Origin of the sequence: Alteromonas sp. RW2A1 (genome assembly GCF_001886475.1) — a bacterium.
In the GTDB taxonomy this organism is placed as follows: domain Bacteria; phylum Pseudomonadota; class Gammaproteobacteria; order Enterobacterales; family Alteromonadaceae; genus Alteromonas; species Alteromonas hispanica.
The window spans coordinates 379,577-397,286 of the sequence record NZ_CP018031.1; the positions used below are offsets into that span (position 1 = coordinate 379,577).

The window sequence follows — 17,710 nt, forward strand, 5'->3', positions numbered from 1 at the left end:
TGTGTGCTCCCGAAAATGTTATATTGCGTTGTTAACTGAATGCGGGTAACACGTTTCAAAATTGTTACCTGCATCACGAATTGATAACAAAATAGATCTGTTTGCAAACGATTGCAAGAATAAAATGCAATCGTTTGCAATTTTTTAATAATCAAATCTCACTTTGATTTTCTTCGGCGTATTAGTGCGCTATATTGTGTTTAGCATGACGCAACACGCGTTACCGTTTGGCTATCAAACTGTTTTATTGATAGAAAACATGCAAAATGCATTGCAAACTAAAAACCCAACAACAGAGAATCGTTACATTGACAGCTGAAACAAAACTAACGCTTGCTAGACTTGCCGAATTAGCTGGGGTTTCTACCTCTACTGCCTCAAGAGCACTCAAAGATAACCCGCTTATTAGAAAAGAAACTCGTGAAAGGATACAGGCATTAGCAATCGAGCATAATTTCAGTATCAATGCGGCAGCTAGCCGACTTCGCACTCAAAAAACCCATGTTATTGCTGTCATACTTAACTTAATCGATAACACTGAACAAAGTACAACCGATCCGTTTCTTCTCAAGTTAGTGGGCGAATTGAACCAAGCACTTAACGCTAAAGGGTATGAGTTACTTCTTTCTAACTCATTTATGGCCTCCGATGATTGGGCAAATTACTTCATTCGTAGCCAGAGAGCAGATGGCATTTTGGTTATCGGACAGGGAAAAACAACCGAAAAGATCGACCTTGCAGCCAAAAGCGGTATACCCATTGTTGTGTGGGGAGATACAAAAACTAAGGCGAGCTATCCAATAGTTGGTGGTAACAATTTTTTAGGCGGCTATGAGGCAACCAAATACTTGCTAGAACAGGGAGCAGAACAAATTTTGTTTCTCGGTGACTCAGAGCACGCTGAAATGCGAGAGAGGTTAAGGGGGTATCAAAAGGCTCACGCTGAGTTCAATATTGAACCAGGCGTATCTCATGTGGGCGCTATTGATATTACATCAAAAACCGCCTATCAGTATATGAACCAGCGTATAAAAGCTAACGGGCTAGACTTCGACGGTATTGTTTGCGTAAGTGACATGGTAGCGCTTGGCGCAATAAAAGCCTTGAAAGAGCGCTATGTTGGTATTCCTAGTGACGTAGGAATTGTCGGATATGATGACATACCACTCGCCGAACTTATCCACCCTTCCCTAACAACAATAAGACAGAACACGCAGCAAGCGGCCGAACTCATGGTTGATCAATTATTATGTCAATTTGAGGGAAAGCCCGTAAATAACCAAGTTGTGGAAACATCTCTCATTGTAAGGCGCTCAACTAAATAAAAGCCGGCGCACGTAAATAGAGGCTATAGCGGCAAGAGGCATCCTAAGTCTGCTTGTCTACTGCGAACTTATTGAGGCATTTTATTTTCGAGCAACCGCCTTTTGCAAACGTTTGCATTTTTATTTTCTTCGCATTACACTCCAGCTTAATTAAGTTAACAGAGTGTTTACACATGTCTCGTTTTATGATTATTGCTGCCATTGCAGTGAGCTATTATGTGTTTGCCATACTGCTAAACAGTGTGGGCACCGTCATTCTCCAGTCAATTAATAGCTTCGATATCAGTAAACCTCAGGCTAGTACCTTGGAGGGGTTTAAGGATCTTTCTATTGCTATTGTGTCCTTCCTGATTGCAAGCGTTATTCCCCGTGTTGGATATAAGCTTGCCATGTTGTTTGGGCTTGCGCTTGTGGCTGTTGCTTGCTCACTCGCGCCATCGATAGCTAATTTCTTGTTTATTAAAATACTCTTCGCGTGCATAGGAACAGCGTTTGCGCTTGTAAAAGTATCTGTGTACGCCGTTATTGGACAGCTTTCCTCGTCCACAAAAGCGCATTCATCATTAATGAACACTATTGAAGGCATATTTATGCTGGGCGTGTTATCTGGCTATTGGATATTCGCTGGTTTTATTGACCCCAATAACGACGCTTCACTTGCTTGGCTGAATGTCTACTACCTTCTCGCCACAATGGTGGCATTCACTTTCCTGATTGTAATGTTCGCTCCTATTGCGCCAGTGCAGTTGGCAAACGAATCAACACTCGCTAGTGAATTCACAAGTATGCTCAAGCTTGCCTATAAGCCGCTGGTACTCGTATTTATTTTTTCAATTTTTCTCTATGTGCTCATTGAGCAAGGCATTGGTTCGTGGTTACCCACCTTCAACAATGAGGTAATAGGCCTTCCTACACAAGTCAGCATTCAAATAACGAGTATATTCGCAATCGCGCTGGCAGTTGGGCGATTAACTGCAGGCGCAGTTCTTAGAAAAATGAATTGGTATCCTTTTTTAAATATATGCTTAGCAGGCATGGCTGTTGTAATGCTTATTAGCTTACCATTGGCCGAAACCAACGACATACAAACTGATGTGGCAAGTTGGAGTGATGCCCCCTTGGCTGCTTTTCTTATCCCCATGATTGGCTTAATGATGGCTCCAATTTACCCAGTTATTAACTCGGTAATGTTGAGCACACTGCCGCTAGCGCAGCATGCCCCCATGACAGGTTTAATCGTGGTATTTTCGGCATTAGGCGGAACAACAGGATCTATTATCACTGGGTTTGTCTTCGATGCCATTGGCGGACAAAACGCATTTTATTTATCGCTAGTCCCCATTGCCGCTCTTATGGCAACGCTCTTTTTCTTCAAAAAAGCATCATCTTCAATTTACCAACAAGGTGCACAATCATAATGACCTCGTCTTTACACAATTGGCGCGACAGTTTGGCATTTTTTTCAAGCGATCTGTTCAAACACGTGCAAATGGCATCGCTTTTTCCCGATAGTAAAACCTTTGCCGATGCGATAGTCAAAACGGACCTGAGCTTTGTTTTGGAGCAATATAAACAGGCGATGCTAGAGGCAAAAGAAAATAGTACTCAGGTCAACTTGCGTGAATTTGTCAATACGCACTTCATTCTACCCGACGGTCAAAATGCTAATTTACAGCTGCACAGTCATGACATTACAAGTTATATCGCGAGCATGTGGGATGTACTCACGCGCACTCCCGATGTTCAAGACAAAGACAGTTTAATAGCACTGTCGAGACCTTATATTGTGCCAGGTGGCCGTTTTCGTGAAATTTATTACTGGGATAGCTTCTTCACAGCACAAGGTCTTGTAGATGCTGGGCGTACAGAAATGGCGGTAAACATGCTTGAAAACTTCGTTGATATTCTCAATGAAGTTGGCTGTATACCCAATGGCAACCGTGCTTATTATTATTCGAGAAGTCAGCCTCCTATTTTGGCATTATTTTATCAGCTGCTTGAAAAGCAACTCTCCTCTGAACAAAAGCAATATGTCATTGATGGTTTGAAAAAAGAATATGCGTTTTGGATGAAGGGAGCAGATAAAACCCTAACAGTTACAGGCAGTGCAAGTGCGCACGCTGTGCTCCGTGTAGTTCGTATGCCCTGCGGGGCAATATTGAATCGCTATTTCGATTCTGAAGCCACGCCTCGTCCTGAGTCTTTTCGAGAGGATATAGAGACTGCTAGTCATATTACTACCGATAGTGCGACGTTTTATCAGCATATTCGTGCAGCCTGTGAATCGGGTTGGGATTTTAGTTCTCGTTGGCTTGAAAATTCACAACAACTAGAAAGCATTCGCACTACAGAGCTCCTTCCCGTCGATTTGAATGCCCTTTTGGTTTCATTAGAGCAAACCCTAGCAATGGTTACAGATGGCAAAGAGCAGGCCTTTTACAGTGATGCAGCGAAACAGCGTATAGATGCGATAAATACCTATTTGTATAGTGATATCAAACAGGGATATTTTGACTTTCACTTTCCCTCTATGAAAAACACGAGTGTAGTGTCAGCTGCGATGAGCGTTCCTTTGTATGTGGGTATTGCCAGTACTGAACAAGCAAGCGTAGTTCAAAGCGTGCTTATTCAAAAACTGCTCAAAAAAGGCGGTATAGTCACAACAGAGAATACAACCTCTCAACAATGGGATTCACCAAATGGTTGGGCCCCACTGCAGTTTTTTTCTGCCCTGGGGCTAGAATCATATGGGTTCACGAAAGAAGCAAACGATATTATGCAACGCTTTTGTAATACTGTAGAAGACCGCTTTGCAGCTACCGGAGCCTTGTTGGAGAAATACAACGTCTGCACGCCGAATGAAACGGCTGGCGGTGGTGAATACGATGTTCAATTAGGCTTTGGCTGGACGAATGGTGTGTATACCTATTTCAAAAAAGCACTCAATAAGAAAAGTTAGGCTTTAGAAAGCCAAATAAATTTCTATCCAAACAATGGTTAAATTTTAGCTTTCGCTGAAGTTGCTATGTCATGCCCCAAAAGCTTATTTTTGGGGCATGATTTGCAGACGGCAATGGGAATCGCTCTATGGCTTCAGACCAAAAATATTTCTTGTTACTTATTACTGCGCACCATTTTTCACCACACTCTTACTTTAGGTGCAGTTAACATAATTTAGCTGTCAGCTATTTGCTTTAATCAGTTTTTATTAATATACAAAACAGTGTTTTACCACTAGTCTTTAAAATAGACTGAGTGGTCAGAGAATTGCACAGATAATTGCAACAACCTCCAACTAAGATTATAGCTTTGCCGAAGTAACATATAATATGGCACATAAGCGGCTGCAGCTGCACAGCAAAGCACAAATACCCAAGAAAAACAGTTGTGAATTGCTTACAGAATTATGACCCCAATCACTAAATTACAACATTAAACTCAATTATCAGTCTCATAGGAGATAGCTTTTGATAAATCGTATAAAGGTGTTTGTGTGCCTTTTTTTATACCTGCTAGTTTCGAGTATGCCCGCTGGAGCATCGAATACTTCATTGGTAATGTCCGATTGGTTTCGTGATTTTAAGCAGCAAGCCGCGCCAGCACAGCTATACGATTTTCTGCACGCTATGCCAAAAGGCGGCGACATTCATCATCATCTTTCCGGTTCTGGTATGGGAAATTGGTGGTGGGATATTGCCACTAATTTAAATAAAAATGGCGGCTACACCTACTACACCAAAACAGACCTTTCTCTGTGTCGAGGATACGGTACTAACGAATTTGGCACTAACCCACAATTATTGCTGTTCCATACTGTTTCAACGTTGAGTTATGAAAAGCTTTCAACATGTGAACAAGATAATTACACAGCGCTTAGCGAGCTAAACCAAAAACAAAAACAGGCATTTTTAAACAGCATAAAGTTAGATAAACCCCATGAAGGCAGAGATGAATTCTTTCAGGCGCACTGGCAACGCATGGGAGACATGCTGCAAAACCCATATATTTATGGCCATTTGCTGCTTAAAAATATGCAGGCTTATCAGCGCGAAAACGTATTGTATCTGGAGACTCAGCTACAAATATCGCAAATGCGCTATCCTGATGGCACTCCATACACGTCAGATGAAGTAGTTCAAATACTAAGTGACACGTTAAAAAGTGATGCTGCAAAAAAAACCAATGTTACGGTTCGCTTTCAGCTCGCTCTAGTACGCTTTCTACCTGATGCTGAACAGCAATTAGAAAAAACCTGGGCGACTGTAAATGCGCACAGAGAGTTATTCGTTGGCATAAACCTGGTGGGAAGGGAAGACAATGACAAGGGCTATCCTCTTCGATTTTTGCCCACGCTGCGCAAGCTTCGAGCTAAATCTGAGGCAATTCCGCTTAGTATTCACGCAGGTGAGTCGGATGAGCCCAATACACATATTAAAGATACCTTATTGCTAGGTGCCGACAGAATTGGACATGGATTTAACCTTATTGAAGACCCTGACACGCTATTGATGATGCGTAATGGACCGTACCTCATTGAGATAAATCTTATATCGAACCTTTTATTAGAGTATACAAACTCCTTAGACTCGCATCCCTTTCCAGAGTACCTACGAACAGGCGTACCTGTTACTCTTTCAACCGATGACAGAGGCATGTGGAGCAGCAACTTAACCGATGAGTATTACCTTGCTGTAAAGCACTTTAACCTGTCGTGGGAGGAATTGGTCGCGCTTAATAGTAATGCAATTAAACACAGCTTTATTGGTGAAGAAAAGCGTCAGGCATTGTTGTTAAAGCTAGAGCAACAAACCGAAGACTTTATAAATGAGCGGTTGAACAATACACCGCTACCCAATATTGAAAACCATTTTCCGTTTATTTGCAGCTACGATCCGCAGGTTTGCAATAAAACCAGTAAGCGTTAAAAGCAATAGAGCGCTGCGTACTTAACACTTCGATTTAGGTGGTGTTTTCGGTGTAGCAGCGCAAAACATTCCTTTTCATATTCATTTATCTATTTGGGGTTTAAATGAGGGTTTCAAAATCAAAGGCTACAAAAACACTCACAGTATTGATTACGCTATCAAGCTGGTTGTTCTGCGCGCTCAGTGTTGCTGCAGTGTCAGCAAGCTCCGTAACCGAGAGTAATGATGATGTCGCACAACTTCGCTTTAAAAAGATAGAAATCGATACTTCTGTGGCTAACCCCGCGCCTTTCATGATTCAAGGTCCAATGCCAATAGAGGCAGAATATTTTGCTAGTTTATTAACAGATGTGCGCATTGAAAAAGCAGGCCACGCTACTTTTTACCTTGGAAAGCTCAATGGATATCCAATCGTTGTTGCGCAAACGGGAAAAGGGTTAGAAAACACTGCTGCCGCTACAGCAGTAGGTATAGAGCGTTACCACCCTGTAGCCATTATCAATCAAGGCACAAGCGGCGGTCATGATCCTACTCTCAATGTGGGCGATATTGTGCTGGGTAAGCGCGCAGTAAATGCTAGTAACTTTAAAACCCCGTTTAGAAAAAGAGGTGAAGGCTCTGCGCCATTGCAATGGTTACCTATGGATTTGCTGGCTTCACAAGGTAGCGCAGGTGAGGGTGACTCGGCAAAAGATGCCGAACGAATTCGCTATTATATGGGACACAAAGCCCTGCTTGATGCTGCACGGGAAGTAAAGCCAGAATACAAGCGAGGCAAAGTAGTAGAAGGCACTATAGCAAGCGGTAACTTTTGGAATAATGAACTAGATAGAATTGCATGGCTGCACGAGAAATTTGGTACTAGTACAGAAGAAATGGAAACCGCAGCAGCGGCGCAGATAGCTCATGGCTACGGTGTTCCCTTCCTAGGCGTTAGAGTGCTATCGAATAACCTTACCAACGAAGGCCACTACGACCCATCGACAGCAAAAGACTGCCAACAGTTCGTTAAAGCGCTTATAGAACACCTAATAGAAAGCGGGTCAGAACCACATTTACCAACGCAGTCAAGAAGCTTTTAAGCTGACAGTTTATGCGCTGTTAATCTCTGCACATTTTTCACCTGGGCAGTTAATTCGAGCCGCTTGTTTTAAAGCTGTTTTTGGGGAGCTTATTTTTCAATAGTCGTTTCTTTTGAAAGTTCAGTTGAGCTAATTCATATCTGACCTACGTAGAAAGTGATATAAAAGCTGGTTGGTAGTGGTACTCAATCAGTAAATTGGAAGATAGGTTTTTCCCATTCTATTCGGTATTTCACAATTAAAAAAACGAACTGCACGGCCTAACACGCTCAAGCTCAGTTTGGTTTTGGCGCCATTTTTTGTGCTGCCAACACCTTTGCAAACTTCCTCTCACTTACTCTCGTTAACGACACAAGCTATGTGGCATCGGGTGGACTAGAGGAGCGCACTACGATAAATAGAACGCTCGGTATTGCTGCCTATGAATATCGTATTAACGACAGCACGTTATTTTTTGCAGATGCTCAAGTATTACGGGGGAACAATGCCAGTGACTCTGTTGGCGATCTTCAGGCATTTTCGAATATTGATGAAGCTGAGCTCACAAAAATATATGAAGTTTGGGTAGAGAAGTCATTTTATGAAGAAAGCCTGCGCTTCAAAATAGGTCAAGTCGATGCAAATAATGAATTCGCCTATGCTGAACATGCTGGAGAGTTTATTCAGTCGTCCATGGGTTTTAGCCCGACAGTTTCCTATTTCCCCACTTATCCAAGCCCCCGGCTATCGGTGAATGCGTTTTATAGCGCCACGCAAAATACACAGCTATCCATTGGGCATTACGCCAATCAAAATCGCAGCTTTAGTAACGGTTTCACCGTGGGGCAATGGACACAACATATAGACAACGTTACGGCTGCCATTGGCGGCTGGATTCAAACGGGCGACATTACGCCATTAGTAGATAATGAAGGTGACGAATCAACGCCTCCTCAGGATGCAAGCGGGCTTTTCGCCACCCTGTCTGGTGAGTTTAGCTCTGAACTGTTTGCAGCACAAAATGGTGGTTGGTTTTTGCAGTATGGGCGAAGTAGCGATACAACCAGTGAGATAGACACCCATATTGGCGCTGGACTAACGTGGTACAGTATAAATAATCGAAAAGACGACGTGTTAGGACTTGGCATATCTCATATTACCACCAGCCCCCTTGTAGCATCTCAATACAAGCGAGACGAAACAGCGATAGAGCTGTTTTATCGTTTTCAGTTAACAGATACCCTTGCGCTTAAACCAGACATACAGTTTATTGCAAACCCAGCCGCCGATAAGGAAGCAAAAGACGCCATTGTTTTAACAATGAGAGTGGAGTTTTCTATCTAAACAGTCTTCCTATCTAAACAAGCCTTCTATCTACTATCTACTATCTACTATCTACTATCTACTATCTACTATCTACTATCTAAACAAGCATCCTCTCAACGGAACATTTTAGCCATAGTTATGAGTTGCCAATCTGCTTTAAGATACTACCAAACGCTCTGCCACCGTTTTTTTGAATTTGCTTATCGAAATACAAACTGCCCAGTAAGAAAATAGTAATTTGCCCCTTCGAACGCCAAGTGACATGGGTTTTGCCGTCTTGTTCTTTAAGCGTAATCTCGCCTAACTGATGATCGTAAGGAAGAGGTTTAGACTTTATAACTTTGTAGCCAAGTTTATAAGGAGGCTCAAACGCGACAATTTCTTCATGTAGATTAGCGCCACCTGCGATAATTTCACGTACAGCACCTAACCCGTTTTTATCGTCTTTACCGTGCACAAGTAAGTGCGCTTCGTCCACACCTTTAAACTGCGCATAGTTTTCGTGATCGCTTAGCATCGCAAACACATCGTGGATAGGTTTATCGATAACTCTCTCTACATGAATTGAAAACATTAGATACCTATTAGAAAAAACGTGAGCCTATTGGTTGCTTGAATATAGAGCAATGTGTGAATAGCTCAAATAACCACTTTTTATCTGCAACTATAGGCAATTCGGCCATTACTAGAATAGAACTGTTTATAGGGAAGCTGTGCCTTTTCAACTAAACCTACAAAGCTAGCCTTGGTAAATATTATCCCAATACTCGTCCAATTCGTTAATGGCACTTTTTAACGGCTTTGCCGTGAAAAGCACGTTATTTTTATCTGCGAGCTTGGTTTCTACGAACTTTGTTGCTACGAGTCCTGTTTCTACTGGCTTTGTATCTACCAACTTCATTTTAACCAATTTATCGATAGCATCAGACACATCAAAGTCTAAGGTGCAATTGTGAGTGTGCTCAAACCAAGCTTCAATCTCTTTATCGAGTTCATCTGCGCTCATCCCTGCTCCTTCATGTTTTAATAAGAAGGTATAAGCCAATAAAGCTTCTTTACAGTCTTCCTCTTCTGCGGCATCTACCAGAGTGTGAAACACGCCAGCGTTGTTATCTAAATTCTTAAAATAAAGGTTGTCCGAAAGGGCTTTCATAAACCGTATTTTTCGATTTTTAAACTTCGTCCATTCTTTAAAGACAAAGCTACCGAACACTCCCATACCAATACCAAAGGTAATCAGGCTTTGCTTTGTAAGCTCTACCGACTCATCTTTAAGCCCTAACCAAAACGCTAAAAATGACGACAGCAGTAATATAGACGCCCCTAATTTCGTCACCAGCACAACAATGCCACCTACCGTTGCCGACGCCCCAATGATAAGTTTATCGAGCGGACGCATTTTCACTTCACTGTTTGGAAATAGCATTTCCAAATCTGCTTTGGGTACGTTTTGAAACAGCTTAATAATGGTGGCTCCAGGGGTGAAAGTGACAGGAAGCTGTTTTTTAGTGTCTTTCCGTTGCTCGAAGTAGTCTTTATCTTTAAAGGTAATATAAACCGCCACTCGCTCGTAGTTGGTAAACGATATCGATTTTTTACGTAACCCAAAGAACGTACGTAGCGTTTCTGTTTTAACCGATTCACCTCGACGATAAAACACGACTTCTTGAAAATCGTCAAAACTTACCGCCAAACGAACTTTAAACAGCGACTCTTCATGCAGCGCATCTTCTAAATCAGTATCGGTGACTTTTTCAAAGTTTGCAGAATCTAATAATGTGGAAAACTCACTGGCGAAGTCTTTTTGAACGGCCTTGCGTTCGCTATCTGTAATGTCTTTTAGCGTGCGGGTATCTTTGTTAGGGTCGAAAAGCGCGTAGCTGTTTTTCAAGCGCTCTAGCTGCTCGTGATACTGAAAGTGAATGCGGTTCACCAACAAATTGCAAAACACCTCAAAGGAGTTAGCAGTGCTATCAGCGTCAGCGGGTTCTTTGTTAATGAGGACATCGTTACACATGGAAACAACATCGGCTTTGCGAAAAGGTATAAATCGTTCTGAGGACATAACCGTTCTAACGTAGGTAATTCACTAACACTTGGCGCACCGTTTTTTATTTAGTCAGTAGCGTTATACAAGTGGCTAACGAAACAAGTTCATGTGCTCAGTAAACCATAAATAAGCGATAACACAATGCATCTAAAGGCTACATGCTCTGTACAGGTACGACTTAAGGCTCTTATTTGAATGAAGGCAATGGGGTATACTTACCAAATGAATTATCCCGTTCCCGCCAATCAGGTTGAAGTCCTGTTTGAAGTAAAGAAAAGCAAGTTTATTGCGATGGCATCATTTGCCAACTCTCGCGAGAGCGCAATGGCTGTGCTTGATGAAGTAAAGAAGCGCTACCCCGATGCACGACATCACTGCTGGGCCTATATTTTTGGTCCTCCAAGCTCTCCAGTAAGCGCTGCTATGGCCGATGATGGAGAGCCAAGTGGCACTGCCGGCAAACCTATTTTGAACGTGCTTCAGCATAAAGATATTGGCGATGTAATGATTGTAGTGACTCGTTACTTTGGCGGTGTAAAGCTAGGCGCTGGCGGACTCGTTCGCGCTTATTCTGCGTCGGCGCAGCAAGCCATTGAACAACTTACAGTACGAGAAGAAGTTACTCTTCATACGCTTACCGTTGATGTAGACTTTAAACACGAACAATTTGTTAGACATTTGGTTCAGCAAGCGTCGGGGAATATTGCCGACTGTCGCTATGCACAGCAGGTAAGTATTGATATTCAAATACCCATTTCCCACGTAGAAGAAATAAAGCAGCAACTGGCGCCAATTGTTAATCAAGACATTAAGGACCAGCAAGGTGGCAGCCCGGACGTTGAAAGCAAGCAAGGCAAATTGAATGATTCGTCAATATGAGTGCCGATATGAGTAGCAGGCTTCAATATCTCTCACACTACCCTAAGAGACTGCAACAACAAATTCAACAGATGATTGACGACAACGCGTTGGGAGATTGGCTGCGCACTCGTTACCCTGCCACTCACTCAGTGGCAAACGACAACGACTTGCGCGAATATGTGATGGGACTTAAAAACCAGTATATGAAAAAAACTCAACCGTTGAGTAAGGTCATATACGATCAAAAAATTCATATAGTGAACCACGCCCTTGGATTGCATTCCTATGTATCGCGGGTACAAGGCGGTAAATTAAAGAGTAAAAATGAACTGCGAGTAAGCAGCCTGTTTAAAAACACGCCCGAGCCATTTTTGAACATGATAGTAGTGCATGAATTAGCCCACCTTAAAGAAAAAGAACATAACAAAGCCTTTTACAAGCTCTGCCAACACATGCTACCCGATTACCATCAAATTGAATTTGACGTGCGAGTCTATTTAACTGAACTAGAATTAACAGGGTATGTTTATGATGTTCCCAAGGAGGCCTGATGGATTTTCAATTTCGCACTGACATGTTAGGAGAGCCTTCCGCCAAATGTGATATTGAATGCGAAGCTTTTGGTGATTGGTTAAGTAACGATTTAGGCACCGATCGCGAAAGCATTAATACGGTGCTAGATGCCATTGAAAACCTGCTGTGTCGCAACATTCCTGAGTACCAATTTATTGGCAAGGAATATACGTTAACCATTGAAGACGACGAAGTAATACTCACCCTCAATCACAACGAAACCAGTCACAAAGAATTTGCCGAAGATTACGACGAAGAGATGCAAGCAGGTTGCGGCTTGGCAGATTTCAAACATTTACTGCAAGAATGGAAGGCATTCATTCGTTAAAAAACGATTTACGAAAGCCACCGGTGAATAACGTGGTAAATTGTTTTATTTCCCAGTAAACCAAGGTGGCTGATGTTATTCCCCACCCACTGATTCTCCGGTTTAAAATCTAGATTAAACGCTTCATTTTCATGAATACCTAGTGCGCTATTAAGGGGCACTAAACCATCACCAACGAGATGCTTATTAATAGCATTTGGCGATGCCGAGGACGTTGTTGCAATGGCAAAACACGCTACCCCATCAGGCAGTGGAATGGGTTCGCGTTGATCGTTAACAAAATCAAAAAGCCGTTCAGAGTGTGTGTCGCTTTCAACAATATATCCGTGCCGAAGGTCGGCAATACCTGCACTGCGAATTTGAGTAATGCGGGTTAGCGGAGCCGTGAAGTGATGCATACCTAAAAATAGGTCTACCCAGTTGCCTGCTTTTTCAAGAGGCGCACCGTGATGTGGGGTGCCAAGAAACACTATTTTTTGTAAATACTCGGCCCACTGTGCCTTTTCTTCGGCTGCCTCTGTAATTGCCGCCTCTTCTGATATTGCAGCTTTAGCATAATAAAGCGCGCTTCTTGTGACCAACCCGCCCATGCTATGGGCAACAACTGAAATATCTAATGAATGCTGGCTTTGTAGAGAGTGAAACTGGCTCGCCAACTCACCTAATAGCGCGTTTAACTCCATCCCATTTTGGTAAATGTGCCGCCCCGTATTGTAGTGCAAATAAACCGTGGTGCATGAGAGAGCATTAGCAAGGTGCTCACCATGATCGTGCTCACCTTGCCGCCACTGCACATCATTCATGCACAAGCCATGCACCATAATAAGAACCTTACCTTCGGAATCTACGATTTGCTGGGCCAATGCATCTAACTCTATATCGTTGCCGTGTTGACGAAATGTCATGGCGATGGACAGCGGATTTTGTTGTGTATGAAGGTAATCGCCGATAACGCCATTTATGGCTGAGAGTAATGTAGGCTTTATTGATGAAGGTGATGGTGAATGCGTTGATGATGGCGTTGCAGCTTCGCTTACATTGCCATTTACACTATTATCACTGTCACCAACATTGCCTTTAAGGCTGTCGCTACCTCTGTCATTCAAACAGTCATTCAAACAGTCATTCAAACTGTCGTTTAATACAGAAAGCGGCGTATTAATGCGCTTGCTTACCTCGCTAGTAATGCCACGAATACTTTCGTAAACCATGCCTGTAATACCACTGCTAAGCTGCTGCTTTGATTTTTGTGTTGATGATTGTGTTGATGGCGCCAGCCAATTCAGCGGATTAATACGGTTGTGCATTGTTTCAATTACCAAGGTAAGTTGAATAACCGCATCGGCAATTAGCCGATTAGCTTCTTGCGCCTGAGAGAGCTTTTTTGTTTGAGTTTGTTTGTCAGTATTTGAGACACCAGTACTTTTGGTATAAGTGCCCTTGGTATCAGTAGCCTTGGCATCAGTAGCTTGGACATCTGTTTTTGAGTTAGGCAAAGCATGCCCTTTCTATTATCAAGTTGATCTAAGCATAGCAGTATCAGCGCAAGGAGAACCTATTTATTAAACTGCGCTGTTTTTTGATAAAAAAGTGTACTAAATAAGGACAAAAAAATTATTTGTCACCCTGCATAAATTCGCTATCTTATTTTTAAAACAAGCGTATTATTCGCCGAATATTAACACCTGAGTCTTTGAGCCAAAAATGGCCATAGGTTTTCACCACACTAAAGAAAAAACCTTACTGCGGGTATCGTTTTACGTAGCGGGTTTGTTTGTATTTATCGCACTTGGCTTTGCTTTTATTACCCATTCAGCCGCCATCCTGTTTGACGGCGCCTACTCACTCATTGCCTTTTTCATGTCGTTGCTCACGCTAAAAGTAGCAAATTTAGTGCAGTTGCCCGATGACGACCGTTTTCATTTTGGCTACACGGCCATAGAGCCTACGTTAAACTTATTCAAATCCATTATTATCATTGCCACATGCTTATATGCCGTGGTGGGAGCTATTGGTAGCCTTGCAGACGGTGGCATAAAGGCTGAATATGGCTATGCAATAATTTACGGTGTTATTGCTACTACTGCGTGCTTTGCTGTGTCTGGCTACATGAAGTATCAAAGTAAGCCATTGCGTTCAGACCTAGTGGCAGTAGAAGCTCACACTTGGTTTGTAGATGGCGTATTGAGTGCGTCAATCTTACTGGGCTTTGCTATTGCATACGGAATTGAGCAAACCCGTTTTGCTGAGTATGCCTCCTTTATCGACCCCGTTTTGCTAATAATATTAGGGCTCGCGATATTGCCAGTGCCTTTTAAAATCATGCTTGACAGCCTTAAAGAAGTTATCAATAAAGCGCCACCAGAGTCGGTGACAGCCGTGATAGAAAAACGTTTAAAGCAAACCTTGATTGCAGTGCCCTATCAACATGTTGAAGTACGGATAAGTAAAAGCGGAAGAGACATTTATTTACTCGTGCATATTATTGTTGATAAATCGTTTTCCGTGGCAACCATTAGTGAATTAGACGATATCCGCATAGCCAGTGAGACCGCAATGCGACAGTGGGATCCAGCCATTATTATGGATATATTGTTTATCGCTAACCCAGCGCTGGCTGATTAGAGAATGCTCCTAATAAGGGCGTATTTGTAATCGTAACGACTTACTTAATTTATAGTACAACGCGGCTGTTACCACTTAACTAAACTTATAGTCAGTTAAAAGTCGTGTGAATTAGTAGGTTAAATAAACGTTTTGATTGTTGTTTGTGCAAATGATCGAAAAATAAGGTTTTTTTCGAAATAAGTGTTGACGTGAGCGCTCATTTCCCTAAAATGCGCATCCGCTTCGGGGGAAAAGCAAAACAGCAAACCTCCTGAAGTAAGTCTCTACTACCTACATAGGCCAGTAAAGACGGGAGTTTAGAAGAAACGCTTTAGAAAATAAATTTTCAAAAAGTGTTGACAACGAAAACTTCCAGCGTATAATGCGCACCTCACTCGAACAGGGTGAGCCACTAAGAAGCAACGGCTTCTAGTGAATTGCGGCGACCAAGGTTGTCCAACAGCAAGGAAAACGAATCAACTGAAAGTAATGTTGGTCCTCCTTGCGCAGAAGTCACGACAAAAAGCGTCATGATTCTGCACGATGTTCTTTAACAATTTAGACAAGACAATCTGTGTGGGCACTCGTTAAGAGTGTCACAACGACGATTCATATTTCGATATATTTATATTTAATTGAAGAGTTTGATCATGGCTCAGATTGAACGCTGGCGGCAGGCCTAACACATGCAAGTCGAACGGTAGCAGGATGTGCTTGCACATCGCTGACGAGTGGCGGACGGGTGAGTAATGCTTGGGAACTTGCCTTTGCGAGGGGGATAACAGTTGGAAACGACTGCTAATACCGCATAACGTCTACGGACCAAACGGGGCTTAGGCTCCGGCGCAGAGAGAGGCCCAAGTGAGATTAGCTAGTTGGTGAGGTAAAGGCTCACCAAGGCGACGATCTCTAGCTGTTCTGAGAGGAAGATCAGCCACACTGGGACTGAGACACGGCCCAGACTCCTACGGGAGGCAGCAGTGGGGAATATTGCACAATGGGGGAAACCCTGATGCAGCCATGCCGCGTGTGTGAAGAAGGCCTTCGGGTTGTAAAGCACTTTCAGTTGTGAGGAAAAGTGAGTAGTTAATACCTGCTCACCGTGACGTTAGCAACAGAAGAAGCACCGGCTAACTCCGTGCCAGCAGCCGCGGTAATACGGAGGGTGCGAGCGTTAATCGGAATTACTGGGCGTAAAGCGCACGCAGGCGGTTTGTTAAGCTAGATGTGAAAGCCCCGGGCTCAACCTGGGACGGTCATTTAGAACTGGCAGACTAGAGTCTTGGAGAGGGGAGTGGAATTCCAGGTGTAGCGGTGAAATGCGTAGATATCTGGAGGAACATCAGTGGCGAAGGCGACTCCCTGGCCAAAGACTGACGCTCATGTGCGAAAGTGTGGGTAGCGAACAGGATTAGATACCCTGGTAGTCCACACCGTAAACGCTGTCTACTAGCTGTTTGTGACTTTAAGTCGTGAGTAGCGAAGCTAACGCGATAAGTAGACCGCCTGGGGAGTACGGCCGCAAGGTTAAAACTCAAATGAATTGACGGGGGCCCGCACAAGCGGTGGAGCATGTGGTTTAATTCGATGCAACGCGAAGAACCTTACCTACACTTGACATGCAGAGAACTTTCCAGAGATGGATTGGTGCCTTCGGGAACTCTGACACAGGTGCTGCATGGCTGTCGTCAGCTCGTGTCGTGAGATGTTGGGTTAAGTCCCGCAACGAGCGCAACCCTTGTCCTTAGTTGCCAGCATTGGGCACTCTAAGGAGACTGCCGGTGACAAACCGGAGGAAGGTGGGGACGACGTCAAGTCATCATGGCCCTTACGTGTAGGGCTACACACGTGCTACAATGGCATTTACAGAGGGAAGCGAGACAGTGATGTGGAGCGGACCCCTTAAAGAATGTCGTAGTCCGGATTGGAGTCTGCAACTCGACTCCATGAAGTCGGAATCGCTAGTAATCGCAGGTCAGAATACTGCGGTGAATACGTTCCCGGGCCTTGTACACACCGCCCGTCACACCATGGGAGTGGGATGCAAAAGAAGTAGTTAGTCTAACCTTCGGGAGGACGATTACCACTTTGTGTTTCATGACTGGGGTGAAGTCGTAACAAGGTAACCCTAGGGGAACCTGGGGTTGGATCACCTCCTTACCATTACGTCGATAGACGCACTTGATGCAGTGCCTACACAGATAGTCTTGTTTAAAAATGAAGAACGACACAAGTTTATGGGGCTATAGCTCAGCTGGGAGAGCGCCTGATTTGCATTCAGGAGGTCAGCAGTTCGATCCTGCTTAGCTCCACCATCTACTTGAAACTGAGCTTGCATAAGCGAAGTTTACTGAAGGCTTGTAGCTCGGATGGTTGCAGCCCTGCCCTCGAATAAGAGCGGTGAGGTCACAACGCCGACCGGCTTGAAAAATAGGCTTGTAGCTCAGCTGGTTAGAGCGCACCCCTGATAAGGGTGAGGTCGGCAGTTCAAGTCTGCCCAAGCCTACCAATTCTTGTGTCACGTTGGACCCGAAATCCTAATGAATATTTACTGTTTCAGTAAGCATTGATTAGGGTTTTTTACCCTGAGGGAGCATTTACGATACTTTAAAGAGTAATGTAGGTCCTCCTTGCGCAAAAGTCATGACAAAAAG

Annotated in this window: 13 protein-coding genes, 2 tRNA genes and 1 rRNA gene; 13 read left to right on the top strand and 3 right to left on the bottom strand. The window is 43.5% G+C overall.

Annotated elements, in window-relative coordinates:
• The first annotated feature begins 299 nt into the window (after positions 1-299).
• The 6 genes from BM528_RS01735 to BM528_RS01760 all read left to right on the top strand — a co-directional run bounded on the left by BM528_RS01735 (position 300) and on the right by BM528_RS01760 (position 8,655).
• On the top strand, positions 300-1,325 hold the full coding sequence (locus BM528_RS01735) for a LacI family DNA-binding transcriptional regulator (RefSeq protein ID WP_083595351.1): 1,026 nt from the start codon (positions 300-302) through the stop codon (positions 1,323-1,325).
• A 173-nt stretch (positions 1,326-1,498) separates the two neighbouring features.
• Positions 1,499-2,743, top strand: coding sequence for an MFS transporter (locus tag BM528_RS01740; protein WP_232230547.1), 1,245 nt, complete (start codon positions 1,499-1,501; stop codon positions 2,741-2,743).
• Positions 2,743-4,284, top strand: a complete 1,542-nt coding sequence (locus BM528_RS01745; RefSeq protein WP_071978403.1) for a trehalase family glycosidase — start codon at positions 2,743-2,745, stop codon at positions 4,282-4,284. Before BM528_RS01740 ends, BM528_RS01745 begins: the two co-directional genes overlap by 1 nt.
• Positions 4,285-4,792: 508 nt before the next feature.
• A complete protein-coding gene (locus tag BM528_RS01750; RefSeq protein ID WP_071978404.1) occupies positions 4,793-6,250 on the top strand; it encodes an adenosine deaminase family protein in 1,458 nt (485 codons plus the stop codon).
• Positions 6,251-6,354: 104 nt separating this feature from the next.
• Positions 6,355-7,332: a 5'-methylthioadenosine/S-adenosylhomocysteine nucleosidase gene (locus tag BM528_RS01755; protein ID WP_083595166.1), complete on the top strand. Its 978-nt coding sequence runs from the start codon at positions 6,355-6,357 to the stop codon at positions 7,330-7,332.
• A gap of 360 nt (positions 7,333-7,692) precedes the next feature.
• Positions 7,693-8,655, top strand: a complete 963-nt coding sequence (locus BM528_RS01760) for a carbohydrate porin (RefSeq protein ID WP_071978405.1) — start codon at positions 7,693-7,695, stop codon at positions 8,653-8,655.
• Between the two features lie 118 nt (positions 8,656-8,773).
• Here BM528_RS01760 and BM528_RS01765 read toward each other — a convergent pair whose 3' ends face one another.
• Entirely contained in the window at positions 8,774-9,211 is a 438-nt protein-coding gene (locus BM528_RS01765; RefSeq protein ID WP_071978406.1) for an SRPBCC family protein, read from the bottom strand.
• 165 nt (positions 9,212-9,376) lie between these two features.
• Positions 9,377-10,702: a TMEM143 family protein gene (locus BM528_RS01770; RefSeq protein WP_071978407.1), complete on the bottom strand. Its 1,326-nt coding sequence runs from the start codon at positions 10,700-10,702 to the stop codon at positions 9,377-9,379.
• Positions 10,703-10,909: 207 nt separating this feature from the next.
• Here BM528_RS01770 and BM528_RS01775 point away from each other — a divergent pair, with 207 nt between their 5' ends.
• Genes BM528_RS01775 through BM528_RS01785 form a run of 3 tightly spaced genes read left to right on the top strand, consistent with a single transcriptional unit; the run spans position 10,910 to position 12,449 of the window.
• Positions 10,910-11,566: a YigZ family protein gene (locus BM528_RS01775; protein WP_071981101.1), complete on the top strand. Its 657-nt coding sequence runs from the start codon at positions 10,910-10,912 to the stop codon at positions 11,564-11,566.
• An 8-nt stretch (positions 11,567-11,574) separates the two neighbouring features.
• The gene (locus BM528_RS01780; RefSeq protein ID WP_071981102.1) at positions 11,575-12,099 is read left to right on the top strand and encodes a YgjP-like metallopeptidase domain-containing protein; all 525 of its coding nucleotides are present in this window, start codon (positions 11,575-11,577) and stop codon (positions 12,097-12,099) included.
• Positions 12,099-12,449: a YacL family protein gene (locus tag BM528_RS01785; RefSeq protein WP_071978408.1), complete on the top strand. Its 351-nt coding sequence runs from the start codon at positions 12,099-12,101 to the stop codon at positions 12,447-12,449. Before BM528_RS01780 ends, BM528_RS01785 begins: the two co-directional genes overlap by 1 nt.
• 8 nt (positions 12,450-12,457) lie before the next feature.
• Here BM528_RS01785 and BM528_RS01790 read toward each other — a convergent pair whose 3' ends face one another.
• Positions 12,458-13,945: an esterase/lipase family protein gene (locus tag BM528_RS01790; RefSeq protein ID WP_071978409.1), complete on the bottom strand. Its 1,488-nt coding sequence runs from the start codon at positions 13,943-13,945 to the stop codon at positions 12,458-12,460.
• A 208-nt stretch (positions 13,946-14,153) separates the two neighbouring features.
• Here BM528_RS01790 and BM528_RS01795 point away from each other — a divergent pair, with 208 nt between their 5' ends.
• The 4 genes from BM528_RS01795 to BM528_RS01810 all read left to right on the top strand — a co-directional run bounded on the left by BM528_RS01795 (position 14,154) and on the right by BM528_RS01810 (position 17,565).
• Positions 14,154-15,074 carry a cation diffusion facilitator family transporter gene (locus tag BM528_RS01795; protein WP_071978410.1) on the top strand — a complete coding sequence of 307 codons (921 nt, stop codon included), beginning with the start codon at positions 14,154-14,156 and terminating at the stop codon, positions 15,072-15,074.
• 614 nt (positions 15,075-15,688) lie between these two features.
• Positions 15,689-17,216: ribosomal RNA gene (locus BM528_RS01800) — 16S ribosomal RNA — on the top strand.
• A gap of 79 nt (positions 17,217-17,295) precedes the next feature.
• Positions 17,296-17,371, top strand: a tRNA-Ala gene (locus BM528_RS01805).
• A gap of 117 nt (positions 17,372-17,488) precedes the next feature.
• Positions 17,489-17,565 (top strand) — tRNA-Ile (locus BM528_RS01810).
• Positions 17,566-17,710: the final 145 nt, after the last annotated feature.

What these genes read in the sequence shown, in the direction of transcription:
- BM528_RS01740 (WP_232230547.1), top strand. Translation starts at nt 1,499, where the DNA reads ATGTCTCGTTTTATGATTATTGCTGCCATTGCAGTGAGCTATTATGTG.
- BM528_RS01745 (WP_071978403.1), top strand. Translation starts at nt 2,743, where the DNA reads ATGACCTCGTCTTTACACAATTGGCGCGACAGTTTGGCATTTTTTTCA.
- BM528_RS01755 (WP_083595166.1), top strand. Translation starts at nt 6,355, where the DNA reads ATGAGGGTTTCAAAATCAAAGGCTACAAAAACACTCACAGTATTGATT.
- BM528_RS01765 (WP_071978406.1), bottom strand. Translation starts at nt 9,211, where the DNA reads ATGTTTTCAATTCATGTAGAGAGAGTTATCGATAAACCTATCCACGAT.
- BM528_RS01770 (WP_071978407.1), bottom strand. Translation starts at nt 10,702, where the DNA reads ATGTCCTCAGAACGATTTATACCTTTTCGCAAAGCCGATGTTGTTTCC.
- BM528_RS01775 (WP_071981101.1), top strand. Translation starts at nt 10,910, where the DNA reads ATGAATTATCCCGTTCCCGCCAATCAGGTTGAAGTCCTGTTTGAAGTA.
- BM528_RS01780 (WP_071981102.1), top strand. Translation starts at nt 11,575, where the DNA reads ATGAGTAGCAGGCTTCAATATCTCTCACACTACCCTAAGAGACTGCAA.
- BM528_RS01785 (WP_071978408.1), top strand. Translation starts at nt 12,099, where the DNA reads ATGGATTTTCAATTTCGCACTGACATGTTAGGAGAGCCTTCCGCCAAA.
- BM528_RS01795 (WP_071978410.1), top strand. Translation starts at nt 14,154, where the DNA reads ATGGCCATAGGTTTTCACCACACTAAAGAAAAAACCTTACTGCGGGTA.